Source organism: Paraburkholderia youngii, assembly GCF_013366925.1.
GTDB lineage: Bacteria > Pseudomonadota > Gammaproteobacteria > Burkholderiales > Burkholderiaceae > Paraburkholderia > Paraburkholderia youngii.
The window spans coordinates 6,020,910-6,046,986 of the sequence record NZ_JAALDK010000001.1 but is presented as its reverse complement, the minus strand read 5'-3'; the positions used below and the strand labels follow the sequence as shown (position 1 = coordinate 6,046,986).

The following is a 26,077-nucleotide window of genomic DNA, read 5'->3' as shown; positions in this document are numbered from 1 at the left end:
GTGTGAGTATCGCATCTATGGCGAGCGGGCGAACAGCGGCGAAGCGGGCGCGCGGTGACGCGCGACGGCCCGCCTGACATGCACCCGCGCCGTGCCGCGCGTTACACTCGATGTTTCTCGCCGCCTCGGCGGCGCCCATCGAAAAACGGAGAACGGGATGAGTTACGTGTTTGCACCCGCACCGCAGGTCGCGGTGCCGGTCGTGGGGTCGAGCGAGCAGTTCGCGGTGCGCCGCATCTACTGCGTGGGGCGCAACTACGAAGCGCATGCGCGCGAAATGGGCCACGACCCGGACCGCGAACCGCCGTTCTTCTTCTCGAAGCCGGCCGATGCGGTCGTCTACGTCGCGCCGGGCACCACCGGCGAATTCCCATATCCGTCGCAGACAAAGAACGTCCATTTCGAAATGGAAATGGTCGCGGCGATCGGCGAGGGCGGCAAAGACATCCCCGTCGAGCGCGCGCTCGACCACGTCTACGGCTACGCGCTCGGTCTCGACATGACGCGCCGCGACCTGCAAGGCGAAGCGAAGAAAATGGGTCGTCCGTGGGACACCGCCAAGGGCTTCGATCACTCGGCGCCGCTCGGCCCGATCCATCCGGCTTCGGCAGTTGGTCACATCGGCAAGGGCGCGATCTGGCTGTCGGTGAACGGCGAGGACAAGCAGCGCGCGGACGTGTCGCAGCTGATCTGGTCGGTGGCGGAGACGATCGCGTATCTGTCGACGTTGTTCGAACTGCAGCCCGGCGACCTGATTTTCACCGGCACGCCGGAAGGCGTCGGCGCGGTCGTGAAGGGTGACCTGATGAAGGGCGGCGTGGACGGACTCGGCGAATTCAGCGTACGCGTCGTTTGAGACGGCTTGCGGGCAGGTAGGTGGAGGAGGCAGACAACATGAAGCTCTACAGCTATTTTCGTAGCTCGGCGTCGTATCGCGTGCGCATCGCGCTGAACGTGAAGAACCTGACGTACGACTACGTGCCCGTGCACCTGGTGCGCGAAGGCGGCGAGCAACTAAAGCCCGAGTATCGCAAGATCAACGCGGACTGCATCGTGCCGACGCTCGCCGACGGCAATCATTTGCTGCCGCAGTCGCTCGCGATCATCGAGTATCTCGAGGAGACGCATCCGGAGCCGCCGCTGCTGCCGAAGGCGCCGCTCGATCGCGCCTATGTGCGCTCGGTGGCGCTGCAGGTCGCGTGCGAGATTCATCCGCTGAACAATCTGCGCGTGCTGCGCTATCTAAAGCACACGCTGCGAGTCGACGACGACGCGAAGGACGCGTGGTACCGGCACTGGATCGACGCGGGCTTCGCGACGCTGGAAGCGCATCTCGCCGGCGACGCGCGCACCGGCAAACTGTGTTTCGGCGACACACCGACACTTGCCGACGCGTGCCTGATTCCGCAGGTTTTCAACGCACAGCGCTTCAAGGTCGACACCGCAAAGTTTCCGACGATCCAGCGCATCTACGACCACGCGATGCAACTCGATGCGTTCGCCCGCGCTGCCCCGGGCGCACAGCCGGACGCGGAGTGATCGCGGGATCGCTTGAAGCGTTGACGGCGGCTCGAAACGAAGAAGGGCACCCCGCGGAGTGCCCTTTTCCTTTTTGCGCGCAGCGAGCGGCGAGCGCCGCGGCGGTCAAGCGATTGCGGGATCAGCCGCCCAGCAGCGCGTCCGAAAACTCCTCCGCGCTGAACGGCTGCAGGTCCTCGACCCTTTCGCCGACGCCGATGAAGTACACCGGAATCGGCCGCTGCCGCGCGATCGCCGCGAGGATGCCGCCCTTCGCGGTGCCGTCGAGCTTGGTGACGATCAGGCCGGTGAGGCCGAGCGCGTCGTCGAACGCCCTGACCTGCGTGAGCGCGTTCTGGCCGGTGTTAGCGTCGATCACGAGCAGCACTTCGTGCGGCGCGCCGTCTTGCGCCTTGCCGATCACGCGCTTCACCTTGCGCAGTTCTTCCATCAGATGCAACTGCGTGGGCAGGCGGCCAGCCGTGTCGGCCATCATCACGTCGATCTTTCGCGCGCGCGCGGCGCCGACCGCGTCGAAGATCACCGCGGCCGGATCGCCGCTTTCCTGCGCGACCACGGTCACGTTGTTGCGCTGGCCCCAGACGGCAAGCTGTTCGCGCGCGGCGGCGCGGAACGTGTCGCCGGCAGCGAGCAGCACCGACTGGTGAAAGCTCTGCAGATGCTTCGCGAGCTTGCCGATGCTGGTGGTTTTGCCCGCGCCGTTGACGCCGGCGATCATCATTACGAGCGGCTGCGCGCGGCCGAGCATCAGCGATTTTTCGAGCGGCTTCAGCAACTCGATGAGCAGCGTGCGCAATGCGATTTTGACCTGCTGCGGGTCCGTCAGGCGCTCGGTGCGCACTTTCTCGCGCAGCGATTCGAGCAGGAATTCGGTCGCCTCGACGCCGGCGTCCGACATCAGCAGCGCGGTTTCGAGTTCCTCGTACAGGTCCTCGTCGATCTTCGTGCCGACGAAGATGCCGGTCAGGTTCGAACTGGTTTTCGCGAGGCCGCTCTTCAGGCGCGTGAGCCACGAGCGTTTTGCGCCGGCGTCCTGCATGGGCGGCGGGACGATTTCGACGCTGTCGAGCGCGGCGTCTTGCGGCTCAGGCTGCGGCTCGATGATGGTCGTGACCACAGGCGGAACGGCGGCCGGCGTAGGCTCGACGGATTTGGCGGGCGAAACCGGCTCGACGGCCTCGGCCTCGGGCGTCGCGCCGTCTTGCGCCGCCAGCGATTCGTTTGCGGCGGTATCGGACTCTTTCGAACCCTTGAATCGTTTGAAAAAGCTGAACATGATCTGACGTATGGGAGAGCGCGCCGATGCGCGCAGCCGGCACGGGACCGGCGAAGCGGTGGGCAGCGCCGGGATGCGAAAAGGCGGGGCGCTGGCAGCCGCACATTTTATCAGGCGTGCCGCGGTGCGTCGTATTGGCCGCCCGGGCAAGCTGGACGCGCGCCGCCCCTGTGGTAACGTGGGCGCTCCGGCCCGCGCGCACCGGCGTCGCGGGCGTATTCACCATCTAGCTGAAACTGCACGATACTGCATGCCTCGTTTAGCACCTTCACGCGCCGCTGGCGCTTCGTCCAAAGGCGGCAAGCCGCATGCCATTCGCATCATCGGCGGCGACTGGAAACGCACGCCGCTGCCCGTGCTCGATCTGGACGGCCTGCGCCCGACGCCCGACCGCGTCCGCGAAACGCTGTTCAACTGGCTCGGCCAGCGCCTGGACGGCCAGCACTGTCTCGATCTGTTCGCCGGTAGCGGCGCGCTCGGCTTCGAAGCTGCGTCGCGCGGCGCGGCGCGCGTGCTGATGGTGGAGCGTCATGCGCGCGCCGCCGGCCAGTTGCGCGCGAACCAGCAGCGGCTCGACGCACGCATGATCGAAATCGCCGAGGCGGACGGCTTGCGTCTTGCCGCGAGCCTCGCCCCAGGCTCGTTCGACGTAGTGTTCCTCGATCCGCCGTTCGATGCCGATCTGCTCGGCAAGGCGCTCGCGGTAGCCGTGCCGCTCGTGCGCGCTGACGGCTATCTTTATGTCGAGGCAGGCGAAGCGCTCGAACCGACCGCTCATCAGTCGCTTGCGGGCTGGGAGGTCGTGCGGCAGGGCAAGGCGGGCGCCGTGCACTTTCATTTGCTGCAGCGCGAAAATAAGGAATAATGCGCGTTCCAAAAAAGGGCCGGGCGGTTTATCGTCATCCGCGCCGGTGCGAAATGCGTCGCTTGGACGTGCCCTTTTGTCTGAAAAGAGGAGAAGTCTCATGGTAGTCGCCGTGTACCCGGGCACGTTCGACCCGCTGACGCGCGGTCACGAAGACCTCGTTCGGCGCGCGTCGAGCATTTTCGACACGCTGGTGGTGGGTGTGGCCGACAGCCGTGCCAAGAAGCCGTTTTTCACTCTCCAGGAGCGCCTCGCGATTGCGCACGAGGTGCTCGGCCACTATCCGAACGTCCAGGTGATGAGCTTCAAGGGACTGCTGAAGGACTTCGTGCGGAGCAACAACGCGCGGGTGATCGTCAGGGGTCTGCGCGCGGTGTCGGACTTCGAGTACGAGTTCCAGATGGCGGGCATGAACCGCTATCTGCTTCCGGACGTCGAGACGATGTTCATGACGCCGTCCGATCAGTATCAGTTCATCTCGGGCACGATCGTTCGGGAGATTGCGCAATTGGGCGGCGACGTCAGCAAGTTCGTATTCCCGTCGGTCGAAAAATGGCTGAAGGAGAAAGTCGCGTCGCTGGACCCGCAGGGCGGCGCCCAGGGGACGTGAGCCTGAGTCGCGCGAATGGCCGATTTCGACGGATCATTTATCCGACGCAGTGCAATGTCAGCTACCCTTCGCGGCCTTGGCGAATACCTCGGCAAGCTTGTCGAAGTGTCGGAGGGCGGCGGGCGTTAGCTCGACCTGTTTGCGGCGAGCATCTTCGGTGTCGTTGAGCAGGAGCCAGCCTTTTTCGCGCATTGACGTGATCCGGGCATGCAAGGTGGCCGGAGGCCCGAGCGCACTTTGGGCCATCACCTCTCGAACCGACAGGCGTTCGTTTTTTTGCCTCATGCGAGCAATGAACTCCAGGAGCTTTTCTTCGAGCGGATCGACTCTACATTCTTGTCGAGCCCGGCATAAAGCGCGGGATTGCACGACCGCGCGGGGGCGAAAAAGCTATAATGTGTTGTTTTATCTAGCAAAGTTGGTGGCAGCATGGCCCTGATGATTACCGACGAGTGCATCAACTGCGACGTCTGCGAGCCTGAGTGCCCAAACGACGCGATTTCGATGGGCCCGGAAATCTATGTGATCGATCCGAAGAAGTGCACCGAGTGCGTCGGTCATTTCGACGAGCCACAGTGCATTCAGGTGTGCCCGGTCGAGTGCATTCCGCGTGACCCGAACCACGTCGAAACGCCTGAGGGTTTGATCGCGAAATATCACGCGTTGCAGGCCGCCAAAGGCACCTGACGTGCGCGGGTGACGCGCAAAAGAAAACGGCGAAGGCCAGCGGGCCTTCGCCGTTTCCTTTTGCGGCGGCGTTTCCGTTATCCGACGTAAGCGCTGAAAATACCCCGCAACGCGTCGAGCAGGATGTCGCACTCGGCGTCGGTGCCGACCGAGATCCGCAGATGCTGGTCAATCCGCGGTGCGTTGAAGTGCCGCACGAAAATTTCCTTTTCCCGCAGCCGCGACGCGAGCGTCGCCGCGTCGTACCCTTGATGCCGCGCGAACAGCAGATTCGCGGCCGACGGCACCACCTCGAAGCCGAGCGCGGTCAATTCCGCCGCGAGCCGCTCACGGCTCGCGATCACCTTCGCGCAGCATTCGCGAAACCACGCGTCGTCTTCGTACGCGGCGGTGGCAGCGGCTTGCGCCAGGCGGTCGAGCGGGTACGAATTGAAGCTGTCCTTCACGCGATTGAGCGCATCGATCAGCGCCGCATCGCCGAACGCGAAGCCGACGCGCATGCCGGCGAGCGAACGTGACTTCGACACGGTCTGCACGACGAGCAGATTCGGATAGCGGTCGATCAACGCAATCGCCGACTCGGCGCCGAAGTCGACATAGGCTTCGTCGATCACCACGACCGAATCAGGATGGCTGGCGACGAGGCGTTCGATTTCCGCCAGCGCCAGCGGCCGGCCGGTCGGCGCGTTCGGATTCGGAAACAGGATGGCGCCATTGGGCACCGCGTAGTCGTCGACGTTGATCGCGAAACCCGCGTCGAGCGGGACGGTGCGGTAGTCGACCTCGAACAGCTTCGCGTAGGTCGGATAGAAGCTGTACGTGATATCGGGAAACAGCAGCGGCTTGTCGTGCTTCAGCAAGGCCTGGAATGTCAGCGCGAGCACTTCGTCCGAGCCGTTGCCCGCGAATACCTGGTCGGCGCGGATGCCGTGATACGCGGCGACCGTTTCGCGCAGCTTGCGTGCGCTCGGATCGGGATAGCGGCGCAGTGCGTCGGCGGTGTCGCCGAGCTCGCGGCGGATCGCGTCGAGCACGCGCGGCGACGGCGGATACGGATTCTCATTGGTGTTCAGCTTCACCGGATGCGCGAGCGCGGGCTGCTCGCCCGGCACGTACGGCGTCAGACGGTGAACGATGTCGCTCCAGTAGCGGCTCAAGCGATTCTCCTCGCAGGGTCGATTGCGGGTTTCGAAGGATGTGGCGCGCGTCAGCTGTTATTGCGATGCAGTTGCATCATTGCGCGTTCGAGCTCTCCCTTGATGATCTGCGGCATCACCGCGAGCGCGCGCTCGATCGACGCGTCGATGACCTCTTGCTCTTCTCGCCGCGGCGGCTTCAGCACATAGTTCGCGACGTCCGGCTTCGCGCCGGCGCGCGCGCTTTCGGGGATCAGATCACGCGGATGACCGATGCCGATCCGCAGCCGCCAGTATTGCTGCGACGACAAATGCGCGCTGATGTCCTTCAGGCCATTATGCCCGCCGCTGCCGCCGCCGAGCTTCAGCTTGACGCTGCCGGCCGGCATGTCGAGCTCGTCGTGCGCGACGAGGATCTCGTCGGGAAGAATCTTGAAGAATTGCGCAAGCGCGACGACCGACTGACCAGAACGGTTCATGTAGGTCTGCGGCTCGAGCAGATGCACTTCCTCGCCATGCAACCGCGCCTTCGCGTAAAAGCCGTGAAAGCGCCGCTCGTCGCGCAGCGTCGTGCCAGCCTCGCGTGCGAGTTGATCGACCAGCCAGAAGCCGGCGTTGTGACGCGTCGCGGTGTATTCGGCGCCCGGATTGCCGAGCCCGACGATCAGCTTGATCATGATTGCGTGAGTCCACCAGGTCCGGAAGTGAAATGCACCGGACTAAAAAAAACCGAAAAAAAAACCCGCCAGGGCGAACCTCGGCGGGTCACATCGACCGTTTCATTGGAAACGGATCGAGAGGATTGCTTGCTTCGAACCGAAAGGCTCTTAAGCAGCCGGCGTTTCGCCGCCTTCAGCAGCAGCAGCGTCTTCAGCGATTGCGCCAGCCGGGATCGTTGCAGCAGCGACCACCGGGTTTTCCGCGTCGACGTGGGCGACGAGCGCCACACCTGCCGGCAGCGGGATGTCCTTCGCGTGAACCGATTGACCAGCTTCGATCTTCGCGAGGTCAACTTCGATGAATTCCGGCAGTGCCGACGGCAGGCACTCGATTTCGATTTCGTTGATGACGTGCGAGATCACCGCGCTCGACAGCTTCACTGCCGGGTTGGTTTCCTGGTTCAGGAAGTGCAGCGGCACCTTGGTGTGCAGCTTCTTCGACGCGTCGACGCGCTGGAAGTCCACGTGCAGCACGAGCTGACGGAACGGGTGGTATTGCACGTCGCGCAGCAGAACCTGTTGCGACTTGCCTGCCACTTCCAGATCGAGGATCGACGAGTGGAATACTTCTTTCTTCAGCGCGTGCCACAGGGCGTTGTGATCGAGTTCGATCAGTTGCGTGTCAGCACCAGCGCCATAAACGATACCCGGGGTCTTGCCCGAGTTACGCAGGCGGCGGCTCGCACCCGTACCTTGCTGGGAACGCTCGAAAGCGACTACTTTCATGTTGAATCTCCAATGCACTGCCCGCGACCAGGCAGTAAAAACAGGGCCTCGAAGCCGTAATGGCTGAGGCCCGGGATCGCGGCAAGAACCTTCGTTCGTTCATGCCGATTGTGCAAAAACGCCGCGTGTCGCATCAAGCGGTACGCGGCGTCTTCGCAAATGCTTAACTTTCAGCGAACAGCGACATCACCGAATCGCCGCGGCGGATGCGCGAGAACGTTTCGGCGAGCAAACCGGCGCTCGTCAGCGAACGGATCTTCGCGCACGAACGGGCTTCTTCGCCGAGCGGGATCGTGTCCGTGACTACGAGTTCGTCGAGTGCGGAGGCGGCGATACGCTCGCCCGCGCCGCCCGACAGAACCGGGTGGGTGGCGTACGCGAATACCTGCTTCGCGCCGCGTTCCTTCAGAACCTGCGCGGCCTTGCACAGCGTGCCTGCGGTGTCGACCATGTCGTCCATGATCACGCAGGTGCGGCCTTCGACTTCACCGATGATGTTCATCACTTCGGCGACGTTCGCCTTCGGACGACGCTTGTCGATGATCGCGAGGTCGCAATTGAGTTGCTTCGCCAATGCACGGGCGCGGACCACACCGCCGACGTCCGGCGAAACAACCATCAGGTTGTCGTAGTTCTGCTTGCGCAGATCGCCGAGCAGCACGGGCGTTGCGTAGATGTTGTCGACCGGGATGTCGAAGAAGCCTTGAATCTGGTCGGCGTGCAGATCCATCGTGATGATCCGCTCGACGCCGGCGATTTCCAGCATGTTCGCCACGACCTTCGCCGAGATCGCGACACGCGCCGAACGCGGGCGACGATCCTGACGGGCATAACCGAAGTAAGGGATGGCTGCGGTGATCCGGCCAGCGGATGCGCGCTTGAGCGCATCGACCATGATCATCAGTTCCATCAGATTGTCGTTAGTCGGCGCGCACGTGGATTGCAGGACGAAGACATCCTTGCCGCGCACATTTTCCTGAATCTCGACCTGGATTTCACCGTCCGAGAAACGGCTAACCATTGCTTTGCCGAGGGGAATACCGAGGTTTTTGACGACTTCCTGTGCAAGCGCGGGATTTGCGTTGCCAGTAAAAACCATCAGGCCGTCATGGCTGCTCATCATGCACCTACTTCAGGCTGGGGGCGGGAGAATGTGAATTACTGCGGCGAACTACAGCGAACTACGAGAATTTTTGGCAGGGGAGAAAGGATTCGAACCTTTGCATGCCGGAATCAAAATCCGGTGCCTTAACCAGCTTGGCGACTCCCCTACACTAACTTTGAGCTCCGCCGAACGTGGAGTTTCGTTCGACGATGCAAAACTTATGACGCGAAAGCAAAGAGTGGATGCTGATCCAAGCCCGCGGCTACTGCACTGTTCCATTCGCCGGGCAGCTTGGCTTGCGCCGCTTCTGCTTCAGCTTTGCTACGGAACGCTGCAAAAACACTGGCACCCGATCCGGACATCCGCGCTGGTGCGATGCTCTCAAACCATCGCAACACTTGCGCTACTTCCGCGTACTTTCCTACTACAACCTGCTGCATGTCATTCCGGCCGAAGCTTTCTGGCCATTCAGTGTTGCAGCTGTGTTCTGCAGGAAAGTCCGTAATTATGAGAGGCTTTGTATCTCTTGTCAACGCTTTTTCGGAAAAAATCGCTGCAGTTGGAACCTGCACCCTCGGCGTCACTACCAGAAAGTGACGCGGCGGCAATTGTACAACGTCTAATGATTCTCCGACACCCTCTGCAAACGCATTTTTTCCAAATACAAAGAAAGGCACGTCCGCGCCGAGCTTCAACGCAAGATCCTGCAACTCCTGACGCGGCAGATCGAGCTTCCACAGGCGATTGAGCGCGAGCAGCGTCGTCGCCGCGTCGGAGCTGCCGCCGCCGAGGCCCGCGCCCATCGGCAGGCGCTTGTCGATTTCGATATCGACACCTTCGCGAGAGCCCGTATGCGACTTCAGCAACGTCGCGGCCCGTACGGTCAGGTCATGCTCGGGCGGCACGTCGGCGATTTCGGTGCGGCGCGTGATGAGACCGTCATCGCGTCGCGTGAAGTGCAGCGTGTCGCCCCAGTCGAGCAACTGGAAGACCGTTTGCAGCGTGTGATAACCATCCGGCCGACGGCCGGTGATGTGCAGGAAGAGATTGAGTTTCGCTGGCGCGAGACAGTCGCGCAGCGAATCGGTTGTTTCGATCATGAGTGAAGGCTACATGCGCCACGGTGGCGCCAAACGGGTGGCAAGGTTACGTGAGCGGATGCCGGGACAAATAGCAGCAACGACGACTCACTGATCGAGCACGAGCTTGATGTCGAGCGGCGGCTCCGAGCGACTCAGATTGACGCGCTTCACGCCGGTGGCTGGCGCATCGGCATAGGCGACATAGTCGATCGTCCAGCCATCCTGGGTGATCTGCTTCAGGCGCGACGGTTGCTCGGGATCCTTCTCGGTCTGCGCGCGCGAGGTCGGCGCCGGCGACGGCTGCAGCCAGTAGCGTAACCCTTCGACCGGCAGCGTGAAGCCGAGCGCGTTTTGCATCAGCGTCGACACGTTATCGGCGGTGAGCGGCTGGCGGTTCGGCAGCTCGAGCGTCGCCGAAGCCGGTGACGAGGTCACGATGGCCAGCGTCTGGCCGAGCGGATTGCGCAATTGCAGCGTGACAGTGTCGCCGGTTTCCTGCCACGAGAAATTGCCGTAAGCGTTGCGCTGCTGGCCGTACTGATCGTTGTACTGGATCGCGAAGCGGCCCTGATACGAGCGGCTCGTTTGCGCGGTGACTTCGGTCGCGGCGTTCGACGTGGACGGCCCCTGCGGCTTCACCGATGCGCAGCCGGCCAACGCGACAACCGCTGCCGCCGCGAGACCAAGCGCGATGCCGCGCGGCGCCATGGCAAAAGAAATCAAACGGGAAAGACGCATCAAAGATCGTTTACCTGAAGACGTTGCAACGTTTTGACGAGAGTCTCGTTGTTGGGTTCGAGCTTGCGCGCCTCGCGGAACGCGGCGCGCGCCTGTTCCTGTTCGCCGGCCTTCCACAGCACCTCGCCGAGGTGCGCGCCGATCTCGGCGTTCGGCTGGAGGCTGTATGCCTTGCGCAGCAGCTTGATCGCATCGGCCGTGTTACCCATCCGGTACTTGACCCAGCCGACGCTGTCCATGATGAACGCATCGTTCGGTGCAAGGGCCGAGGCCTTCTCGACCAGCTTGTCCGCTTCCGGCAGGCGCTGGTTGCGATCGGCGAGCGAATAGCCGAGCGCGTTATACGCCTGCGGATTGTCCGGCTGCGTCTCGATCAGCTTGCGCAACTGCGCTTCCATGACGTCGTAATGGCCGGTTTTCTCGGCGGCCATCGCGTAGTCGTAGGTGAGGTCGGGGTCGTCGGGAAAGTTCGCCGTGGCTTGCTGCAGACGCGCTTCGGCCTCCGGGTAGCGCTTCGCGTCGAACAGGATCGCTGCATCGGTGCGCGCGATCAGCGCCACGTCACGCGGATCCGAGGTCTGCAAGTTGGCGAGCAACTGGCGCGCCTCCTCGGTCTTGCCCTGCTTCGCGAGCAGTTGCGCGCGCGTGATCTGCGCGGCCAGGTATTGCTGACTCGCCGGCGAGATCTTGTTCAGCCAGTCGCTCGCGGCCGCCTCATTCTTCTGTTCGAGCGCTAGCTGCGCGAGATAGATATAGGCCTGGCCCGCATCGGCGCCCGGCGTCTTCTCGGCCTGCTGCGCGTATTGAATCAGATAGGTCTGTGCTTCGGGGAGTTTCTTCTGCTGGATCTTGATCAGCGCGAGCGCCATCAACGGCGTCAGGTCGTTGGCGTTTGCCTTGCGCATGATCTCGAACTGCTTCTGCGCGTCGTCGAGACGGTCGCTCGCGAGATACATCTGCGCGAGCGCGAGCCGCGCGTCATGCGATTTCGGATTCTGCTGCACGTACTTTTCGAGCGACGCGATGCCTTCCTTGCGCTCCTCTGGGCCCATCTGCGACAGCACCAACGCCGCGGGCAGATAGTCGGGCTTGATCGTGAGCGCCTGCTCGAGCGACTTGCGCGCACCCGGCGCGTCGTCGGCCAGCAGCTGCTGGCGTGCGACGGCCAGTTGCGCTTCCGGCCGGTTCATGTCGTTCTTCAGCAGGTCCTGCAACACGTGCAGGCCACCGACGCGGTTCGGGCCGCGCGACAACAGCAATTGCAGCGCGAGGATTGCGCTGCCGCGATTTTCCTCAGGTACCTTCGCGAGTTCCTGCGACAGGATCGGCGACGCGTCGTCGGGCTTGCCGGACAGCACGAGCAGCGACGCGTCGAGTTGCGCGGCGCGTTCCGAACCGGGCGCGTACTGTTGCCACAATTGCGCGGCGGCGAGCGCGTCCGATGGGCTCTGCGCGGCCAGCGCGATTTCGGTGGCGCGTTGCGCCATGCGCGGGTCGTGCGTGTCGCGAGCGAGCGCGAGGTAGGTCTGATAGGCCGGTGCTGGCTGATCGCGCTGCAGCGCGATCTCGGCGGCCAGCACCTGGAAGACGATCTGGCTCGACAGAGGCACCCCGGGCAAAGACTTTTCGTCTTGAGGGGTTGACGGACCCAGCGGGTCCGGCATCGTGACCGACGTGTCGTCGGAATCTGGCGACGGGTCCTGCGCATGCGCGGGCACGGCGGCGAGCGCCCACAATGCGAGCGCACCCGCACCAAGCATCCGGCGAGCGGACACGGCGAGCGGCACGTTGGACACACGCGCGCGGCGCTTTGAAAGCAGCTTCACGAAGGACACGTTCATGGAAATCCGTTCAATGTTTCAGTCGATTGTAACGCGCTCGCTACAATACGCGCACAACCACTCACGCAAGTAGCAGACCAATCAGCCATGCCAGAGTTGCCAGAAGTCGAGGTTACCCGACGAGGGATCGAACCGTATGTGTCCGGGCGCAAGGTTGAGCGCGTCGACGTGCGGACGGCCGCGCTGCGCTGGCCGATTCCGGCCGACCTTGCGAAAACCTTGCGTGGCCATGTGGTGCGCAAAGTCGAGCGACGCGGCAAGTATCTGCTGTTCGAAATCGACGCAGGGTGGTTCATCGTGCACCTCGGCATGACGGGCACGTTGCGCGTTTTGCGTCATGTGCCGCATCCGCCTGCCGCGGCGAAGCACGATCATGTCGACTGGATCTTCGACGACTTCATCCTGCGCTATCGTGATCCGCGCCGCTTCGGCGCGGTGCTGTGGCATCCGCGCGAGGAAGGCGACATCCTCGAGCATCCGCTGCTCGCGAGCCTTGGCGTCGAGCCTTTCTCGCCGGCGTTTTCGGGCGCGCTGATGCATCGGTTGACGCGCGGGCGCAAGGTGTCGGTGAAGCAGGCTTTGCTGGCAGGCGACATCGTGGTCGGCGTGGGCAACATCTACGCGTCGGAAAGTCTCTTTCGCGCGGGCATCCGGCCGACCACCGCGGCCGGCCGCGTGTCGCTCGTGCGTTATGAACTGCTGGCCGATGCCGTGCGCGTGACGCTCGCCGCCGCGATCGACAAGGGCGGCAGCACGCTGCGCGATTTCGTCGGCAGCAACGGCGAAAGCGGCTATTTCCAGCTCGACTACTTCGTCTATGATCGCGCGGGCCTGCCATGCCGTGTGTGTGCAACGCCAATCAAACAGATCGTGCAGGGACAACGCTCCACGTACTTCTGTCCCACTTGCCAGCGCTAGATTCTCGATGCCTTCCCGCCTGACTCCAACGATCGCCACGCGCTCCAGCGCGTCCGACACCACGCCCGCATTCACGCCGATACCCGATTTTTCCGCGCGCCTGATCGCATGGCAGCGCCAGCATGGCCGCCACGATCTGCCGTGGCAGAACACGCGGGACCCGTATCGAATCTGGCTGTCCGAAATCATGCTGCAGCAGACCCAGGTCTCGACGGTGATTCCGTACTACGCGAAATTCCTCGCGCGTTTCCCGGATGTCGCCGCGCTCGCCGCGGCGCCGTCCGATGACGTGATGGCATCGTGGGCCGGCCTCGGCTACTACACGCGCGCGCGCAATCTGCATCGCTGCGCGCAGGTCGTCGTCGAGCAGCATGGCGGCGCGTTTCCCGCGTCGGTTGATGAACTCGCCGAGTTGCCCGGCATTGGCCGCTCGACGGCCGCGGCGATCGCGTCGTTTGCGTTCGGTGCGCGCGCGACGATTCTCGATGGCAACGTGAAGCGTGTGCTCGCGCGCGTGTTCGGCGTCGAAGGTTTTCCGGGCGAGAAGAAAGTCGAGAACGCGATGTGGACGCTCGCGGAATCACTATTGCCGTCGAATGCGTCGAACGCGGAGCTCAGCGGCTACACGCAGGGCTTGATGGATCTCGGCGCGACCTTGTGCGTGCGCGGCAAACCCGACTGCACGCGCTGTCCGTTCGCGCCGGACTGCGTCGCCAACGTCACCGGACGTCAGCGCGAATTGCCGACCGCGCGCCCGAAGAAAGCGGTGCCCACGCGCCGCACGTGGATGCTGGTGCTGCGCGACGGCAACGCGGTGATGCTCGAGCGGCGTCCGCCGTCGGGCATCTGGGGCGGTCTGTGGAGTCTGCCCGAAGCCGCCGACGAAGCGAAGCTCGCCGAACGCGCGCGAGCGTTCGGCAGCAACGGTGAAGTGTCGGCGCTTGCGTCGTTCTCCCATGTGTTCACGCATTTCAAGCTCGACATCGAACCGCGGCTTGCCGAACTCGATCGCGGTGTCGGTGCTCTGGCCGCGCTCAACGATGCGGACACCGCCTGGGTTGCGCTCAGCGATCTGGATTCGTTCGGCGTGCCGGCGCCGGTGCGCAAGCTGCTCGCCAGCCTGCATGGTTCGTTGATCTAGCGGAAGGACGACTTCAGGATTTCACAGCAACTGATGCTGCTGCATGTAGTGATGCACGACGTCGATGCGCGCGCCGGCATCGGTCAGTTCCATCAGCTTTTGCCGCGCGCGCAACGCGATTGGCAGCACCTCGGCGAGACGGTTGGACACCCACGACGGATCGTCGAGCCGGAAAGGCTCCGCGAACGGCAGGCTGTCCGGATCGCGTTCGCGGATCGTCGCGATGATCCGTTCGAGCACTTCCGCGCACGCGCCGAATTTGGCCAAGAGCTCGTTGCCTTCGAGCGGCAAGTCGTCGGCGAGCGGCTCGGCCATGCCGACCAGCAGACCGCTCGCTTCGACGCGATGCGACAACAGACGAAAGCGCTTCGTGCCGCGTGCGCGAATCAGCAACATGCCGAATGCCTCGACGTCGCACTCGTCGATTTCGGCGAGACAGCCGATCGTTTCGGGCACCGAAGGTTCTTCCTCACGCGCGACTTCGGCGCCGCTTTTCAGCATGCACACGCCGAACGGTGTTTTTTCGCGCAGGCAGTCACGCGCCATGTCGAGGTAGCGCGCTTCGAAGATTTTTAGCGGCAGCAAGCCATCGGGAAATAGCACCGTATGCAGCGGAAACAGCGGCAAATCGGCGTACACAGTAGGCGTAGAGGACATGGCGCAACGCTTCGGGTTAAGGCCGCGCGATGCGGCCGGTTAAGCCACCAGCTTCGATGATTCGCCGACGTCGACCGGCGCATCGCGGTGCCGCACAATCACATTCGCCGATGTTGCGAGACGCGCGGCAAGCGTCTCCGCGATGAATACCGAGCGGTGCTGGCCGCCCGTGCAACCGATTGCGACGGTCAGATAACTGCGATTGTCGTCGCGGAAATGCGGCAGCCACTTGGACAGGTACTTCTCGATGTCGTCGATCATCTCGTGGACGACCGGCTGCGCATCGAGAAAATCCATCACCGGTTTATCGAGCCCGGTGAGCGGCCTCAATTCATGATCGTAGTATGGGTTCGGCAGCGTGCGTACGTCGAATACGAAATCCGCGTCGAGCGGTACGCCGCGCTTGAAACCGAACGACTCGAACATCAGCACGAGCCCCGCGTCCTCTTGCTCGATGAAGCGTTTGACCCATGCACGCAGCACGTTCGCGCGCAGATTGCTCGTGTCGATCTGATGGCCGAATTCGGCAAGTCCCGCGACCAGTTCGCGCTCGCGTTCGATCGCTTCGGCGAGCGACGTGAGCAGGCCAACGTCCGCGTCGTGCGCGGGCGAGCCAGACAACGGATGGCGGCGGCGCGTTTCGGAAAAGCGTTGAATCAGCGACTGCGTGCTCGCGCTCAGGAACAGCACGCGCACGTCGTGCGAGCGCTTGAGGTCGCGGATCATCGCGGGCATTTCGTCGAGCGACGAACCGGAGCGCGCGTCGATCGCGACCGCGAGACGGTCCTGGCCGTCAGCGGCGAGGTAGGTGGCGAGTTGCTGCAGAAAACGCGGCGGCAGATTGTCGACGCAGTAATAACCCGCGTCTTCGAGCGCGTTCAGGGCAACCGATTTGCCGGAGCCGGAGATACCGGTGATCAGGATTATGCGCATGGAGTCGTCGAAAGCGTAGATTTCATCATAGCATCTGGCCTCCATGCGCGTGCCCGCGTCCTGCCTTCCGCGGGCGCTTCATGGTGCTGTGGTCGGCTTCAGATCAGCTTGCCGGGAAACTGGCTATCGGGATCCTGCATGGCGAGACGTTGCCGATCCATGAAATCGCGCAGCGTGTCGATACCGCGCAACTGCAGGATGGTATTGCGCACGGCCGCTTCGACCAGCACCGCGAGGTTGCGGCCCGCGGCCACCTGGATCGTCACCTTGCTGATCGGCAGGCCGAGCACGTCGACGGTCTGGCTTTCCAGCGGCAGTCGCTGGAATTCGCCATCGGGGCGGCGCACCAGTTGCACGATCAGCTTCAGTTTCATTTTGCGGCGCACCGCCGTTTCGCCGAAGATCGTCTTGATGTCGAGCAGACCGAGGCCGCGCACTTCCAGCAGGTTCTGCAGCAGCGGCGGGCAGCGTCCTTCGACGAAGTCGGGGCCGAGGCGCACGAAGTCGACCGCGTCGTCGGCGACGAGACCGTGACCGCGGCTGATCAGTTCGAGGCCGAGCTCGCTCTTGCCGAGACCCGAGTCGCCGGTCAGCAGCACACCCATGCCGAGGATGTCAAGAAAAACGCCGTGCAGCGTCGCGCGCGGCGCGAGAATGCGCGACATGTAAAGACGCAGACTATCGATCACCGCCGCCGCCGATGTCGGCGTCGTGAACAACGGCGTCGACGAGCGCGTGCAGCGCAGCACGAGCTCCGGCGGTGCCGCGACGCCGCCCGCGACGACGAGAAACGGTGGCTCCAGCGCGATCAGCTCGGCCATGTGGCGCGAGCGGTCTTCATCGGTCTGACGTTTGTAGTAGTCGATTTCCGCATCGCCGAGCACCTGGATCCGGTTCGGGTGGATCAGGTTCAGGTGGCCGACGAGGTCGGCGCTCGACGTGGCATTGGCGACCGATTCCGAAGAGAAGCCGCGCTCCCAGCCTTCATGCCCCGTGAGCCAGCTGAGCTTCAGCATGGCGGCGTTGTCGTCGAAAATGCTCTGGGCGTTGATGCTGGACGTATCCATGAGTCAGTGACTCCAGTGTTAGCCGCTTGCCGGGCCTTACCTGCGTGTGCGCGCGCGTAGGTACTACCGCCGCCATTGCCTCAAGGTTGCCACTGAGTAAGCAGGCGATGCAACGATTCGCGGTCTTCTTCAGTGTGCAGCCGCTCGCGGGCGTCGCGATCGGACAGCAATTGCGCGATCTCGGAAAGAATTTCGAGGTGCTGTTGAGTGGCTTGCTCGGGGACGAGCAGGAAGATCAGCAGCGAGACCGGCTGGCCGTCCGGCGCTTCGAAGGGGATGGGTTCCGCGAGTCTGACGAATGCGGCGAGCGGTTGCTTGAGGCCCTTGATCCGCCCATGCGGAATCGCGACGCCTTCGCCGAGCCCGGTCGAGCCGAGTCGTTCTCGCGCAAAAAGATTGTCTGTGACGGTACTGCGGGCGATGCCGTTCTGGTTCTCGAAGATCAGGCCCGCTTGCTCGAACACGCGTTTCTTGCTGGTGACCGATAGTCCGATGACGACGTTCTCGAGGGGAAGAAATTTGGCTAAACGATTCATGTTGACAGGCGAAAACGTGGCCTGAGTTCTCCCCACCGGGGCGGTTGAGTGACGTTCCATTCGTTCGATGCTGGCGAAGACGGACGGTGAGAGTCGATCGGGAAAGCGTGAGATCTCGACCGGCCGTACTTCATCAGAACTGGCTTGACCCCGATGGTAACCGGAACATTATAGAACAGGGTGACAGCCGATGGTGCGGCGCGCCATCTATGCATATCAGGTTTTTCACCGCTTGCGGCGCGGAATATGTCGCGCTGCGCAAACGTCTGCGCGAATGATTGAGCCTGGCCTCGGCGAGGGCGCACCGGCGCAGAGCGCGCACCGGGCGCTGAAACGAAAAACCGCCCAGTTGCGGGCGGCTTGACGAGTCCCAGAGAAATCAGCAATTCCCGCGAGTTTCTCCTATTGCGGCGGCACGTCCAGTTGCGGCGCCGGCTGATACTTGATCGCTTCGTGCTGATGGCCTTGCAGACGATCCTTGTGGCGTATCACCTGTCTGTCGAGCTTGTCGATCATCAGATCGATCGCAGCGTACAAATCACTGTCACAACTCTCGACGAAAATATCCTTGCCCTTCAGGTGGAGGTTGATTTCCACCTTTTGACGCTTCTCCTTTTCCTTATGGTTGTCGACCGAGAGGACCACACTGCCGTCGATGACCTGATCGAAATGTCTTAGCACCCTGTCCAGTTTGGTGATCACGTATTCGCGCAACGCAGGCGTTACTTCGAGGTGGTGTCCACTGATCTTGAGATTCATAGTGCTTCTCCAAGCTAATGGCCGCTTGGTCCGCACAATGACAAAGGTCCGGTCGATCTGACGGCTTGCCTGTGTCGCCCCCCGGTGACGGACATCTGGCAGGTCGCAGCGGCCGGCCTGTCCGCCAGGTGCGGAGCGGCCGGTAAATGCCCGCTGCAAAACGCGGCGAGCTACAGAGACTTGCGCAGGTTGACTGCCGGGATTTTGAGCGCCTCACGGTATTTCGCAACGGTACGACGTGCGACCACGAAGCCCTGTTCCGCCAGCAGTTCGGCTATGCGACTGTCTGAAAGTGGCGATTTCGGGTTTTCCGCTCCTATCAGTTGTTTGATCAGCGCGCGAATGGCCGTGGAGGAGGCCGCGCCGCCGGTGTCCGTCGAAACGTGCGAGCCGAAAAAGTACTTGAATTCCAGCGTCCCGAAAGGGGTAAGCATGTATTTACCGGTCGTCACACGCGAGACAGTCGACTCGTGTAGGCCCAGCGTATCAGCTATTTCCCGCAAAACCAAGGGGCGCATGGCGATTTCGCCGTGCACAAAAAAGCTCTTCTGACGCTCGACAATTGCCTGCGCCACTCGCAGGATCGTCTCGAAACGCTGCTGGATATTTTTGATCAGCCAGCGTGCTTCCTGCAGTTGCTGGCGCAACGAACCGCTGCCCGGATCGCCGCGGTTATTGCGCAGAATATTCGCGTACAGATGGTTAATCCGCAGCTTGGGCACCACCTCGGGATTCAGCTCCGCCTGCCAGCCCTGTGCCGTTTTGCGCACCATGATGTCAGGCACAACGTAGTCCGCTTCGGCCTTGCCGTAGGCGGCGCCCGGAAATGGTTCAAGCGAGCGGATCAGAACATGCGCGTCGCGCAGATCGTCGTCGCTGGCCTTCAGGTGCTTGCGCAGCCGCGTGAAATCGCGCGCGGCGAGCAACTCCAGGTAATGGCCGACAATGTCTAGCGCAAGCGTGCGCGTGGGCGATGGCTCGAGCCGCAGCAACTGCAGCTTCAGACATTCGGACGCGGACCGCGCGCCGACGCCGGGCGGGTCGAAGCTATGCAGCAGCGCAAGCGCGGCGTTCAGTTCGTCGACATCGACCTCGAGTTCTTCGGGCAGGTCGGCCAGCACTTCTTCGAGCGTGGCGGCGAGATAGCCGTCGTCGTCGAGCGATTCGATCAGGAACGTGATGAGCGCGCGGTCGCGCTGGCTCGCCTGGGTGACACGTAGTTGCGCCATCAGATGGTCGCGCAGCGATGTGCTCGATTCGTGGATTTGCAACGGGGGCAGGTCGTCGTCGTCGGACGCGTTGCCGGAGCGGCCGTAGTCGTCGAGGTTCCACTGTGACGTGTCGCCGCCGCCGTCGCCCGAAAGGCCGTTGTATTCATCGACACCCTGCGGTTCGCCGCTTTCGGCTCGCTCGCCGCTGCCCTCGGACGATGCCGAACCGTTTCCGGCCATCGGGTCGGCCGGCGCCGAGGAGCCCGGTGTCTGGGCGATCACGGAGCCGTCGGCCGCAACCCGCAACGGGCTCGCAATCCACTCGTCTTCGTTTTCGAGGAGTGGATTCTGCGAGATCGCCATGGCGACTTCCTGCTGCAATTCGAGCGTCGACAACTGCAGCAGCCGGATGGACTGTTGCAGTTGCGGCGTCAGCGCAAGATGCTGCGATAGGCGGAGTTGGAGGCTGGCTTTCATGGCAAGTTGAGATTCATTGTAGAGAGTTTGCCACGACCGCGATACCTTGCGGCACACGCAATTTTTGGGTACGCCGAAATGGCGCGCCGCCCGGCGCCAGCCTGCGCCGTCTGACAACGAATGTGCGGTGCCGCAAAATTGGCGCCGCGGCCGGCCGCGCGCGCTCGCGTGGCCGGGGACGCCGTGTGTGCTTACATGCGGAAGTGCTCGCCCAGATAGACGCGCCGCACGCTTTCGTTTTCGATGATGTCGCTAGGCGCGCCGGCGGCTAGCACGCTGCCGTCGCTGATGATGTACGCGTGATCGCAGATACCGAGCGTTTCGCGCACGTTGTGGTCGGTAATCAGGACGCCGATATTGCGCTGCTTCAAGAACTTGACGATTTTCTGGATTTCCAGCACCGCGATCGGGTCGACGCCGGCGAACGGTTCGTCGAGCAGAATGAAGCTCGGATTGGTTGCCAGCGCGCGCGCAATTTCAACCCGACGACGCTCGCCGCCCGACAGCGACAGCGCCGGATTTTCACGCAGATGCGCGATCTGAAGCTCGTCGAGCAGCGCTTCGGTGCGCGACGTGATCGCGTCTTTGCCGAGGCGCTTGCCGTTTTCGTCATGCTGCAGTTCCAGCACCGCGCGAATATTCTGCTCGACAGTCAACTTGCGGAACACCGACGCTTCCTGCGGCAGATACGACAAGCCGAGCGAAGCGCGCTTGTGAATGGGCAGAAGGCTGATCGACTTGCCATCCAGATCGATTTCGCCGGCGTCGAGCGGCACGAGGCCGACGATCATGTAGAACGACGTGGTCTTGCCGGCACCGTTCGGGCCGAGCAGGCCGACCACTTCGCCGCTCTTCACGTCGAGCGACACGTCCTTGACGACCGTGCGCGAGCCATAGCGCTTCTTCAGATTACGCACGACCAGCGAACTGCTGGTGCCGGCCGGCTTGCGATGGGGGAGCGGCGTGATGGTGCTGCTTACGGTGCTCACTGGTTCGGCGCTCCCTGAATGGAGTTGGACGGCGTGAGCGTGGCCGACGCGCCGGTCAGCGGCGCGGCGCCCGCATTGCGCGGCGACAGCATCGCGCGCACGCGGCCGGTGGGGTTGCCCGGACCAGCGACGTCCTTGCCCGCCTTGGCGGTGTAGAAGTCGTTCTGGCCGTCGTAGGTGATCACGCTGCCGTGCACCTGATCGAGCAGCGTCGTCATGCTCTGCAGCCGGCGCACCGTCGCGTTGGTGGTCAGCGTGGTCAGATCCTGCTTGCCGTCGTAATCGATACGGATGGCCGTACCCTCGATGTATTCATCGAGCCCTTCGCGCTTCTGGCGGAAATACGACAGATTGTTGCCGCTCGAGGTGCCGGTCGCGAACTGGTAGCCCTGCGGGTCTTGCGACACTTCGACGCGATCGGCCTTGATCAGGATCGTCCCTTTGGTGGCCACCACGTGGCCGGTAAAGATGCTGACCTGCCGCAGGTCGTCGTAAGTCATGTTGTCAGCTTCGATGTTCAGCGGCTTGTCCTTGTCGGCGCGGTCCGCGTGCGCGAGCGGCGCGAAGCCGACGAGCGGCAACGCGACGACGAGCGCAGCGAGTGCGGCGCGGCACGCGGACAGCGCGCGCGAACGGCCGGTATCAAAACGGGGGAGCGATTCGTTCATGCAGTCACGCCTGGAATGGATTACCCGGTATGCGTTGGCTTAGTGGCCGGAATCGGACGCGGCGATTGCGCCTCTTACATTGCCGAACAATTGCATAAACCGGGTGACATTGTTGTATTTCATGCCGCTGGCAGTCATCACCGACATGCCGCGCTGAAGTTTAACTGGCTTTTCAGTCTCGATCACATCGTCGTTGACGAGGACCCTGAAATGCTCGGAATCAGCCTGCATCTGCGGATCGCCGCCGCCGGGCGCGCGCAGGATGCGGGCGTTCTGGTACAGATTGACGATCGACGCATCCGCGTTGACCGTGCCGGTATCGCCGGTCGCGGTGACGATCGGCTTGCCGGGCTGGAACGCGCGCATTGCCGGTTTGACGAGGTCGCTCATTTCGTCGTCCTCGTAATGGATCAGCGACTGCGCGGTCAGCCGGTACTGCGTCGCGCCCGACTGGTCGAGCTCGGACACCGAGAAGTTGTCCGCGAAGTAGTCCGGCGTGTGCTCTTTCGGGCGCACCTCGTTGTCGGTCTTGCGCGGCAACGTGGCTTGCAGCAGCCACCACGTGATGCCGGCGAGCGCCGCCATTGCGATGAGCGGGATCAGCGAAGTCAGGCGAAACTGGTTCATCCCACGAGGCCCCGTTGCTCGCCGCTGCACGCCGCCGCAAGCAGTGCTTCATATTTGTGCTGCGCGCGCAGCAGCGTATCGACCACTTCGCGTGCCGCGCCGTGGCCGCCGCGCGCCTCGCTGACCCAATGCGCACGCGCGATCACTTCGGGATGCGAATTGGCCGGCGCAGCCGCGAAGCCGACGCGCAGCATTACCGCGAGATCGACCCAGTCGTCGCCCATGTAGCCGCATTCCTCGGCGGTGAGGCCGGTTTGCCGCAGCAGGTCGGCGAACGCCTGCGGCTTGTCCTGCACGCCCTGGTAGACGTGCGTGATGTTCAATTCTTTCACCCGCGCCGCCACGATGCCGGACTGGCGCCCGGTGATGATGGCCGTTTCGATGCCGGCCTGGCGCAGCAGCTTCATGCCGTGGCCGTCCATCGAGTTGAAGCCTTTCATCGTGTCGCCTTCCGCCGTGAACAGCAGGCCGCCGTCGGTCAGTACGCCGTCGACGTCGAAAATCATCAGCTTCACGCGGCTTGCGCGTTCGGTAGCGGTAGGAGGAGCAACGGCCATCAGATCACCTTCTTCGAAAACAGGTCGTGCATGTTGAGCGCGCCGATTAGCTTGCCCGATTCGTCGACGACCAGCATCTGATTGATGCGATAGCGCTCCATCAGTTCCACGGCTTCGACCGCGAGTTGATCCGGCCCGATCGTGCGCGGGCCCGCGGTCATCACCGAACCGATCGGCAACTGGCGAAAATCGCCGTCGCGTTCGAGCACTCGGCGCAGGTCGCCATCCGTGAAGATGCCCGTCACACGGCCTTCGTGGTCGACGACCGAGGTCATGCCCATGCGTTTTGCGGTCAGTTGGAAGAGGGCATCGCTGACGGTCGCGTCGGGTGTGACCTGCGGCAACTGGTCGCCGGTGCGCATGACGTCGCGCACATAGGTAAGCAGGCGTCGGCCGAGCGCGCCGCCCGGATGCGAGCGCGCGAAGTCGTCGCGGCCGAAGCCGCGCGCGTCGAGCACCGCGACCGCCAGCGCGTCGCCGAGCGCGAGCGCGGCGGTGGTGCTGGCGGTGGGCGCGAGATTCATCGGACAGGCTTCCTTCGCGACGCCGGAATTCAGATGCACGTCCGCGAGTTGCGCGAGGCTGGAGCCGGGGCGGCCCGTCATCGCGATCAGCTTCGCGCCGATCCGCTTGATGAGCGGCAGGATTGCCATCAACTCTTCGGTTTCGCCAGAATTGGACAGCGCGAGGAAGACGTCGTCGGCGGTGACCATGCCGAGGTCGCCGTGACTGGCTTCCGCCGGATGCACGAAGAACGCGGGTGTGCCGGTGCTTGCCAGCGTGGCCGCCAGCTTGCGGGCTATGTGACCGGATTTGCCGATGCCGGAGACGACCACGCGCCCACGGCAACCCAGGATGAAATCGACCGCGCCGACAAAACTGCCGTCGAGCTGGTCGCGAAGCGCGCGCACGGCGTCCGCTTCGATGTCGAGTACGTCGCGAGCAAGCGTGAGTGCCCTGTCGCCATTGATTTTCGCTATCATGCGCGGAGTATAGCAAAGGCGCCTGTTCGCCGCGCCGGGCCTGCTGTGCCGGGCCGCTGTCTTCGTCGGCCTGTCGATAGTCTCATTTGCAGCTGCTTTGCAGCTCTTTAGCAGCTTTTTTCCGGCCCAATCCATTATGTCGCACGGCGTTCTCGTGCGCGGTTCCGCTGACGAACGAGGACGCTTCACCCATGCGTTTTTGCCGATGATTTCCCCGCTCGAAATGACGCTGTTTCTGCTGCTGGCATCGGTGGCGGGCGTGGTGATCTTTCGTTTCCTGAATCTCCCGCCGATGCTCGGCTATCTGACGGTCGGCATCGTCGTCGGGCCGCATGCGTTCGGGCTGATTCCCGATTCGGCGGGCGCGCAGAATCTCGCGGAATTCGGCGTCGTGTTCCTGATGTTCTCGATCGGGCTGGAGTTTTCGCTGGCCAAGTTGCGCACGATGCGCCGGCTCGTGTTCGGACTCGGCTTGCTGCAGGTGATCGGCACAGTCGGGGTAGCGGTGTCGCTCGGCTTCGTGCTGGAGCGCTGGGTGCATATCACGTGGCAGGCGTGCGTCGCGCTGGGCGGCGCGCTGGCGATGTCGTCGACCGCGATCGTCAGCAAGATGCTGGCGGAGCGGCTCGAGATCGAAACCGAGCACGGCCGCAATATCTTCGGCGTGCTGCTGTTCCAGGATCTCGCGGTGGTGCCGCTTTTGATCATCATTTCGGCGCTCGGCGGCCGCTCGGAGAATCTGGCCAGCGCGCTCGGCATCGCGGCGATCAAGATCGTCGTGGCCCTCGCGCTGCTGCTGATCGTCGGCCAGCGCTTCATGACGCGCTGGTTCAACGTGGTCGCGCGGCGCCGCTCGCAGGAGCTGTTCATCCTCAATCTGCTGCTGGTGACGCTCGGCGCCGCGTTCATCACCGACAAATTCGGGCTGTCACTCGCGCTCGGCGCGTTCATTGCCGGCATGCTGATCGCCGAGACGCCGTACCGGCATCAGGTGGAAGAGGACATCAAGCCGTTTCGCGACGTGCTGCTCGGGCTCTTCTTCGTGACTACCGGCATGCTGCTCAATCCGCGCGTGATCTGGGAGCATCCCCTCGTCGTGCTGGCGTTTTTCGTCGGCCCGGTGCTGCTGAAGATGGTCATGATTACCGGCCTCGCGCGGCTTTTCGGCGCGACGCCGGGCGTCGCGATGCGCACCGGTATCGGTCTCGCGCAGGCGGGCGAGTTCGGCTTCGTGCTGCTGAACCTGATCCTCGACCGGCATCTGGTCGACGCGACGCTGTTGCAGACGATTCTCGCCGCGATGCTGCTGTCGATGCTCGCCGCGCCGTTCATGATCCAGAACGCGGACCGCGTCGTGCTGCGGCTGTCGTCGACCGAATGGATGATGCAGTCGTTGCAGATGACACGCATCGCGACCCAGAGCCTGAAGCAGAGCGGCCACGTGATCATCTGCGGCTATGGGCGCGCCGGGCAGAACCTCGCGCGCATGCTCGAGCATGAAGGGCTCTCGTATGTCGCGCTTGACCTCGATCCCGACCGCGTCGCGGCGGCCGCGGCGGCCGGTGAATCGGTCGTGTTCGGCGACGCGGGGCGGCGCGAGTCGCTGCTCGCCGCGGGCCTGCATCGCGCGGGCGCGATCGCGATCACCTACGCGAACACGCCGTCGGCAATGCGCGTGCTGCACAACATTCACGAGATGGAGCCGACGCTGCCGGTCATCGTGCGTACCGTCGACGACGCCGATCTGGAGAAACTGCTCGCCGCCGGGGCGACCGAGGTGATTCCGGAGATCGTAGAGGGCAGCCTGATGCTCGCGTCGCACACGCTCGTCGTGATGGGCGTGCCGATGCGCCGCGTGGTGCGGCGCGTCGAGGAGATGCGCGACGAACGCTACTCGCTGTTGCGCGGCTATTTCCACGGCGCCGACGACATCGACGACGACGACGGCCACGAGCAGGTGCGGCTACAATCGGTGCCGGTCGACGAGAGCGCCGACGCGGTGGGCCGTACGCTCGCCGAGGTGGGCCTGTACGAACTCGGTGTCGAAGTGACAGCGATCCGCCGGCACGGCATCCGCGGCGTCGAACCGGACCCGTCGACGAAACTGCGCGCGAGCGACATCGTGGTGCTGCGCGGTCTGCCCGAGCAACTGGCGCAGGCCGAGGAGCGGCTGTCGAAGCACCGCCGCGCCGCCGCGGCCTGAACCCGTGAACCTGGCCCGTTCTGGCGG

At 63.4% G+C, this 26,077-nt stretch carries 27 protein-coding genes, 1 tRNA gene and 1 pseudogene; 8 read left to right on the top strand and 21 right to left on the bottom strand.

Going from position 1 to position 26,077, the window contains the following annotated elements; translation table 11 throughout:
• The first annotated feature begins 157 nt into the window (after positions 1-157).
• On the top strand, positions 158-856 hold the full coding sequence (locus tag G5S42_RS27545; RefSeq protein WP_176109628.1) for a fumarylacetoacetate hydrolase family protein: 699 nt from the start codon (positions 158-160) through the stop codon (positions 854-856).
• Positions 857-894: 38 nt separating this feature from the next.
• Positions 895-1,539, top strand: a complete 645-nt coding sequence (gene maiA / locus G5S42_RS27540) for a maleylacetoacetate isomerase (RefSeq protein WP_176109627.1) — start codon at positions 895-897, stop codon at positions 1,537-1,539.
• A gap of 121 nt (positions 1,540-1,660) precedes the next feature.
• Here the strand turns inward: maiA and ftsY are convergent, their stop codons facing one another.
• Positions 1,661-2,815, bottom strand: coding sequence for a signal recognition particle-docking protein FtsY (gene ftsY, locus G5S42_RS27535; RefSeq protein WP_176109626.1), 1,155 nt, complete (start codon positions 2,813-2,815; stop codon positions 1,661-1,663).
• Between the two features lie 250 nt (positions 2,816-3,065).
• Between ftsY and rsmD the strand changes: the two genes are divergently transcribed.
• Together rsmD and coaD are read left to right on the top strand one after the other, a co-directional pair.
• Entirely contained in the window at positions 3,066-3,680 is a 615-nt protein-coding gene (rsmD, locus tag G5S42_RS27530) for a 16S rRNA (guanine(966)-N(2))-methyltransferase RsmD (RefSeq protein WP_176109625.1), read from the top strand.
• A 100-nt stretch (positions 3,681-3,780) separates the two neighbouring features.
• Complete coding sequence (gene coaD / locus G5S42_RS27525) at positions 3,781-4,290, top strand: pantetheine-phosphate adenylyltransferase (protein WP_176109624.1); 510 nt, start codon at positions 3,781-3,783, stop codon at positions 4,288-4,290.
• Between the two features lie 57 nt (positions 4,291-4,347).
• On the opposite strand, the pseudogene G5S42_RS27520 reads toward coaD, so the two are convergent.
• Positions 4,348-4,617: pseudogene (locus tag G5S42_RS27520) on the bottom strand (winged helix-turn-helix domain-containing protein); the annotation flags it as partial.
• A gap of 102 nt (positions 4,618-4,719) precedes the next feature.
• Here G5S42_RS27520 and G5S42_RS27515 point away from each other — a divergent pair.
• Positions 4,720-4,977, top strand: coding sequence for a YfhL family 4Fe-4S dicluster ferredoxin (locus G5S42_RS27515; protein WP_176109623.1), 258 nt, complete (start codon positions 4,720-4,722; stop codon positions 4,975-4,977).
• A 77-nt stretch (positions 4,978-5,054) separates the two neighbouring features.
• Here the strand turns inward: G5S42_RS27515 and hisC are convergent, their stop codons facing one another.
• The 8 genes from hisC to G5S42_RS27475 all read right to left on the bottom strand — a co-directional run bounded on the left by hisC (position 5,055) and on the right by G5S42_RS27475 (position 12,324).
• The gene (gene hisC, locus G5S42_RS27510; protein WP_176109622.1) at positions 5,055-6,134 is read right to left on the bottom strand and encodes a histidinol-phosphate transaminase; all 1,080 of its coding nucleotides are present in this window, start codon (positions 6,132-6,134) and stop codon (positions 5,055-5,057) included.
• Positions 6,135-6,184: 50 nt separating this feature from the next.
• Complete coding sequence (gene pth / locus G5S42_RS27505) at positions 6,185-6,790, bottom strand: aminoacyl-tRNA hydrolase (RefSeq protein ID WP_176109621.1); 606 nt, start codon at positions 6,788-6,790, stop codon at positions 6,185-6,187.
• Positions 6,791-6,940: 150 nt separating this feature from the next.
• Entirely contained in the window at positions 6,941-7,558 is a 618-nt protein-coding gene (locus G5S42_RS27500) for a 50S ribosomal protein L25/general stress protein Ctc (protein WP_013088318.1), read from the bottom strand.
• A 163-nt stretch (positions 7,559-7,721) separates the two neighbouring features.
• On the bottom strand, positions 7,722-8,678 hold the full coding sequence (locus G5S42_RS27495) for a ribose-phosphate pyrophosphokinase (RefSeq protein ID WP_008921698.1): 957 nt from the start codon (positions 8,676-8,678) through the stop codon (positions 7,722-7,724).
• Positions 8,679-8,752: 74 nt separating this feature from the next.
• A tRNA-Gln gene (locus tag G5S42_RS27490) sits at positions 8,753-8,829 on the bottom strand.
• 52 nt (positions 8,830-8,881) lie between these two features.
• Positions 8,882-9,763 (bottom strand): 4-(cytidine 5'-diphospho)-2-C-methyl-D-erythritol kinase, encoded by an 882-nt coding sequence (gene ispE, locus G5S42_RS27485; RefSeq protein WP_176109620.1) that lies wholly within the window; start codon positions 9,761-9,763, stop codon positions 8,882-8,884.
• A gap of 87 nt (positions 9,764-9,850) precedes the next feature.
• Complete coding sequence (gene lolB, locus G5S42_RS27480) at positions 9,851-10,483, bottom strand: lipoprotein insertase outer membrane protein LolB (RefSeq protein WP_176109619.1); 633 nt, start codon at positions 10,481-10,483, stop codon at positions 9,851-9,853.
• Entirely contained in the window at positions 10,483-12,324 is a 1,842-nt protein-coding gene (locus tag G5S42_RS27475; RefSeq protein ID WP_176109618.1) for a tetratricopeptide repeat protein, read from the bottom strand. The genes lolB and G5S42_RS27475 overlap by 1 nt, the downstream gene beginning before the upstream one ends.
• 87 nt (positions 12,325-12,411) lie before the next feature.
• On the opposite strand from G5S42_RS27475, the gene mutM reads away from it, so the two are divergent.
• Positions 12,412-13,242 carry a bifunctional DNA-formamidopyrimidine glycosylase/DNA-(apurinic or apyrimidinic site) lyase gene (gene mutM / locus G5S42_RS27470; RefSeq protein ID WP_176109617.1) on the top strand — a complete coding sequence of 277 codons (831 nt, stop codon included), beginning with the start codon at positions 12,412-12,414 and terminating at the stop codon, positions 13,240-13,242.
• Positions 13,243-13,249: 7 nt separating this feature from the next.
• On the top strand, positions 13,250-14,383 hold the full coding sequence (mutY, locus tag G5S42_RS27465; protein WP_176109616.1) for an A/G-specific adenine glycosylase: 1,134 nt from the start codon (positions 13,250-13,252) through the stop codon (positions 14,381-14,383).
• Positions 14,384-14,404: 21 nt separating this feature from the next.
• Here the strand turns inward: mutY and G5S42_RS27460 are convergent, their stop codons facing one another.
• The 11 genes from G5S42_RS27460 to kdsD all read right to left on the bottom strand — a co-directional run bounded on the left by G5S42_RS27460 (position 14,405) and on the right by kdsD (position 23,847).
• Entirely contained in the window at positions 14,405-15,040 is a 636-nt protein-coding gene (locus G5S42_RS27460; protein ID WP_013088324.1) for an LON peptidase substrate-binding domain-containing protein, read from the bottom strand.
• 39 nt (positions 15,041-15,079) lie between these two features.
• Positions 15,080-15,973, bottom strand: a complete 894-nt coding sequence (gene rapZ / locus G5S42_RS27455; RefSeq protein ID WP_041734268.1) for an RNase adapter RapZ — start codon at positions 15,971-15,973, stop codon at positions 15,080-15,082.
• A gap of 98 nt (positions 15,974-16,071) precedes the next feature.
• The gene (gene hprK / locus G5S42_RS27450; RefSeq protein WP_008921706.1) at positions 16,072-17,040 is read right to left on the bottom strand and encodes an HPr(Ser) kinase/phosphatase; all 969 of its coding nucleotides are present in this window, start codon (positions 17,038-17,040) and stop codon (positions 16,072-16,074) included.
• Positions 17,041-17,120: 80 nt separating this feature from the next.
• Complete coding sequence (locus tag G5S42_RS27445; RefSeq protein ID WP_083421008.1) at positions 17,121-17,636, bottom strand: PTS sugar transporter subunit IIA; 516 nt, start codon at positions 17,634-17,636, stop codon at positions 17,121-17,123.
• Positions 17,637-17,978: 342 nt separating this feature from the next.
• Positions 17,979-18,335, bottom strand: a complete 357-nt coding sequence (hpf, locus tag G5S42_RS27440) for a ribosome hibernation-promoting factor, HPF/YfiA family (RefSeq protein ID WP_008921708.1) — start codon at positions 18,333-18,335, stop codon at positions 17,979-17,981.
• 170 nt (positions 18,336-18,505) lie between these two features.
• A complete protein-coding gene (locus G5S42_RS27435) occupies positions 18,506-20,023 on the bottom strand; it encodes an RNA polymerase factor sigma-54 (RefSeq protein WP_176110653.1) in 1,518 nt (505 codons plus the stop codon).
• A 191-nt stretch (positions 20,024-20,214) separates the two neighbouring features.
• On the bottom strand, positions 20,215-20,991 hold the full coding sequence (gene lptB / locus G5S42_RS27430; protein ID WP_176110652.1) for an LPS export ABC transporter ATP-binding protein: 777 nt from the start codon (positions 20,989-20,991) through the stop codon (positions 20,215-20,217).
• Between the two features lie 17 nt (positions 20,992-21,008).
• Complete coding sequence (gene lptA, locus G5S42_RS27425; protein WP_176109615.1) at positions 21,009-21,680, bottom strand: lipopolysaccharide transport periplasmic protein LptA; 672 nt, start codon at positions 21,678-21,680, stop codon at positions 21,009-21,011.
• A 39-nt stretch (positions 21,681-21,719) separates the two neighbouring features.
• Positions 21,720-22,307, bottom strand: a complete 588-nt coding sequence (lptC, locus tag G5S42_RS27420; RefSeq protein ID WP_152851817.1) for an LPS export ABC transporter periplasmic protein LptC — start codon at positions 22,305-22,307, stop codon at positions 21,720-21,722.
• Positions 22,304-22,864, bottom strand: coding sequence for a KdsC family phosphatase (locus G5S42_RS27415; protein WP_176109614.1), 561 nt, complete (start codon positions 22,862-22,864; stop codon positions 22,304-22,306). The genes lptC and G5S42_RS27415 overlap by 4 nt, the downstream gene beginning before the upstream one ends.
• Positions 22,864-23,847 carry an arabinose 5-phosphate isomerase KdsD gene (gene kdsD / locus G5S42_RS27410; protein ID WP_176109613.1) on the bottom strand — a complete coding sequence of 328 codons (984 nt, stop codon included), beginning with the start codon at positions 23,845-23,847 and terminating at the stop codon, positions 22,864-22,866. The genes G5S42_RS27415 and kdsD overlap by 1 nt, the downstream gene beginning before the upstream one ends.
• Before the next feature lie 205 nt (positions 23,848-24,052).
• Between kdsD and G5S42_RS27405 the strand changes: the two genes are divergently transcribed.
• The gene (locus G5S42_RS27405; protein WP_176110651.1) at positions 24,053-26,050 is read left to right on the top strand and encodes a monovalent cation:proton antiporter family protein; all 1,998 of its coding nucleotides are present in this window, start codon (positions 24,053-24,055) and stop codon (positions 26,048-26,050) included.
• Positions 26,051-26,077: the final 27 nt, after the last annotated feature.

Coding starts and splice junctions, on each gene's coding strand:
- G5S42_RS27545 (WP_176109628.1), top strand. CDS start 158: ATGAGTTACGTGTTTGCACCCGCACCGCAGGTCGCGGTGCCGGTCGTG.
- maiA (WP_176109627.1), top strand. CDS start 895: ATGAAGCTCTACAGCTATTTTCGTAGCTCGGCGTCGTATCGCGTGCGC.
- ftsY (WP_176109626.1), bottom strand. CDS start 2,815: ATGTTCAGCTTTTTCAAACGATTCAAGGGTTCGAAAGAGTCCGATACC.
- rsmD (WP_176109625.1), top strand. CDS start 3,066: ATGCCTCGTTTAGCACCTTCACGCGCCGCTGGCGCTTCGTCCAAAGGC.
- coaD (WP_176109624.1), top strand. CDS start 3,781: ATGGTAGTCGCCGTGTACCCGGGCACGTTCGACCCGCTGACGCGCGGT.
- G5S42_RS27515 (WP_176109623.1), top strand. CDS start 4,720: ATGGCCCTGATGATTACCGACGAGTGCATCAACTGCGACGTCTGCGAG.
- pth (WP_176109621.1), bottom strand. CDS start 6,790: ATGATCAAGCTGATCGTCGGGCTCGGCAATCCGGGCGCCGAATACACC.
- G5S42_RS27500 (WP_013088318.1), bottom strand. CDS start 7,558: ATGAAAGTAGTCGCTTTCGAGCGTTCCCAGCAAGGTACGGGTGCGAGC.
- G5S42_RS27495 (WP_008921698.1), bottom strand. CDS start 8,678: ATGAGCAGCCATGACGGCCTGATGGTTTTTACTGGCAACGCAAATCCC.
- ispE (WP_176109620.1), bottom strand. CDS start 9,763: ATGATCGAAACAACCGATTCGCTGCGCGACTGTCTCGCGCCAGCGAAA.
- lolB (WP_176109619.1), bottom strand. CDS start 10,483: ATGCGTCTTTCCCGTTTGATTTCTTTTGCCATGGCGCCGCGCGGCATC.
- G5S42_RS27475 (WP_176109618.1), bottom strand. CDS start 12,324: ATGAACGTGTCCTTCGTGAAGCTGCTTTCAAAGCGCCGCGCGCGTGTG.
- mutM (WP_176109617.1), top strand. CDS start 12,412: ATGCCAGAGTTGCCAGAAGTCGAGGTTACCCGACGAGGGATCGAACCG.
- mutY (WP_176109616.1), top strand. CDS start 13,250: ATGCCTTCCCGCCTGACTCCAACGATCGCCACGCGCTCCAGCGCGTCC.
- G5S42_RS27460 (WP_013088324.1), bottom strand. CDS start 15,040: ATGTCCTCTACGCCTACTGTGTACGCCGATTTGCCGCTGTTTCCGCTG.
- rapZ (WP_041734268.1), bottom strand. CDS start 15,973: ATGCGCATAATCCTGATCACCGGTATCTCCGGCTCCGGCAAATCGGTT.
- hprK (WP_008921706.1), bottom strand. CDS start 17,040: ATGGATACGTCCAGCATCAACGCCCAGAGCATTTTCGACGACAACGCC.
- G5S42_RS27445 (WP_083421008.1), bottom strand. CDS start 17,636: ATGGAACGTCACTCAACCGCCCCGGTGGGGAGAACTCAGGCCACGTTT.
- hpf (WP_008921708.1), bottom strand. CDS start 18,335: ATGAATCTCAAGATCAGTGGACACCACCTCGAAGTAACGCCTGCGTTG.
- G5S42_RS27435 (WP_176110653.1), bottom strand. CDS start 20,023: ATGAAAGCCAGCCTCCAACTCCGCCTATCGCAGCATCTTGCGCTGACG.
- lptA (WP_176109615.1), bottom strand. CDS start 21,680: ATGAACGAATCGCTCCCCCGTTTTGATACCGGCCGTTCGCGCGCGCTG.
- lptC (WP_152851817.1), bottom strand. CDS start 22,307: ATGAACCAGTTTCGCCTGACTTCGCTGATCCCGCTCATCGCAATGGCG.
- G5S42_RS27415 (WP_176109614.1), bottom strand. CDS start 22,864: ATGGCCGTTGCTCCTCCTACCGCTACCGAACGCGCAAGCCGCGTGAAG.
- kdsD (WP_176109613.1), bottom strand. CDS start 23,847: ATGATAGCGAAAATCAATGGCGACAGGGCACTCACGCTTGCTCGCGAC.
- G5S42_RS27405 (WP_176110651.1), top strand. CDS start 24,053: ATGATTTCCCCGCTCGAAATGACGCTGTTTCTGCTGCTGGCATCGGTG.